Origin of the sequence: Marinilactibacillus kalidii (assembly GCF_017599325.1) — a bacterium.
Taxonomy (GTDB): domain Bacteria; phylum Bacillota; class Bacilli; order Lactobacillales; family Carnobacteriaceae_A; genus Marinilactibacillus; species Marinilactibacillus kalidii.
The window spans coordinates 1-1864 of sequence record NZ_JAGFVM010000055.1 but is presented as its reverse complement, the minus strand read 5'-3'; the positions used below and the strand labels follow the sequence as shown (position 1 = coordinate 1864).

Genomic DNA, 1864 nt, shown 5'->3' with positions numbered 1-1864 from the left:
CAAGCAACGATCCCTGGTTATGAATTGGATCAAACGCCACAAAGCTTTGAAGTGGTGTTAGGACAAACCGAAACGATCGAGCTAAGTTTTGAAAACGAACGAACACCAGGATCCGTCGAGTTGATGAAGGTGAATCCAGATGGAGAGGCATTGGAAGGGGCAATATTCCGCTTGGAAGATGCCGAAGGCAATGAACTGGAAATAGGATTGACGACTGATGAAGCTGGCTTGATAAGAGTAGAGAATCTACTCCCAGGTGATTACCACTTTATCGAAACCCAAGCGCCATCTGGTTATATATTAGATGAAACACCACTTGAATTTACAATTGATTTTAACCAGAGCGAAACAATTGAATTAGTTGTAGAAAATACACCGGACATACCGGACATACCGGATATACCGGACGAAAGATTACCACAAACTGGTTACCTAGATCTTTTGGTGTATAAATTAACAGGGTTGTTCTTACTTTCAAGTGCGGTTAGTTATCTACTTTATAGCAAATCAAAAAAGCGAAATACTGGTAATTAAAAGATGCTTATCTTTTGCTTTTCAACAAAAGATAAGCCGATTATTTCATACAAAATTAAAATAAGAAAAGCCACTTGTTACCAAAAAAGGTAGCAAGTGGCTTTTTTACGTATGACATTAAGAAGTAATGTAGTTATAGGTACTATGATTTATAGTGAACACTTTTAGTGAAAGACAATAGTTTTAAAGATGTGGTTCTAACTCGGATAGATTTTTCTGCCCAATATTCTTTTATAAAATAAAAAATAGAAATTTGTCTTAATTTGAGATTGTAAATTTCAAGTTTAAGTTAGCCATCTAGTTTAAAAGATAACCGCAATCGATTGTTAAATTTGTCATTAAAAGATATCAATTATATTTGATAAGCACTATTGTGCTTAGACTGCTTGAGACAAAGAGCGCAGCGCATTGGCAAAACAGCCATGCGATGTTTTATAGCCAAGTATTTTCCGAGGATAGTCATTCATCCATTGCTGGATTCTCAAGTATTGTGTTTCACTAAATTGATCGATAGCTTTTCCTTTTGGAATAAATCGGGGAATAAATTTATGCCGGTTTTCGCTCGTCCCTCTTTCTCAAGAAGCATAAGGATGACTGAAGTACACATCAAGTGTCTCTTGAAGCGCCTCATGAAGACCAGCAAACTCAGATCCATTATCAGAGGTGATTGTCTTAAATACTTTAGAGAAAGTATCACCGGCGCTTTTTCGCAATTGACTGATTGTCTGATTAACAGACTCTTTTTCTTTACCCTTGAGTTTAAGGATGATTTCAAAGCGTGTTTGACGTTCAACTAACGTCAATAAAACCGAATCGGTTTTCACTTTATTCCCGACAACTGTATCGATTTCCCAGTGTCCAAAGTTCTGTCTATTATCAATTTCTAGAGGTCTTTATTCAACAGATTGTCCTAAAATCAGTTTGTTTGTTCCTCCTCTATAAGAAGTGTCTTTTGGTTTTCGTGATAGTTTTTCAAGTAGATCCATATTTTTGGTTCTCACGATACCTTTGTCAATCCATCCATAAAGAGTCGTTGTACAAGGAATAATAGAAGAGTCAAACAAGTCATGTGTTTTAGCAAAACCAATGACTACGTCCGGAGACCACTTTTCTAGTATCAGTTTATCATCTGCCCATTCAATAAATGCATACGTGTCAGCCTATTTTGGCCGACGGCCACAGTTCAATCGAAGCCTATCGCAAGCTGCTTGTCCGGTATCAGGATCGTAGCTAGTCGTATAGTAATCATAAACTTTGCCGTTTTGCTTTTGGCGTTTAAGTTGAGTGATGGTTCCACGATGGATTTCACTATTGATGGTTTGCGGGACAC

Annotated in this window: 1 protein-coding gene and 1 pseudogene; one reads left to right on the top strand and one right to left on the bottom strand. The window is 37.3% G+C overall.

Annotated features, from left to right (window positions below):
- The coding region (locus J5J05_RS12695) for an MSCRAMM family protein (protein ID WP_279633351.1) at nucleotides 1–534 on the top strand (534 nt) is incomplete at its 5' end.
- Between the two features lie 377 nt (nucleotides 535–911).
- On the opposite strand, the pseudogene J5J05_RS13050 reads toward J5J05_RS12695, so the two are convergent.
- Nucleotides 912–1864: pseudogene (locus tag J5J05_RS13050) on the bottom strand (IS30 family transposase); the annotation flags it as partial.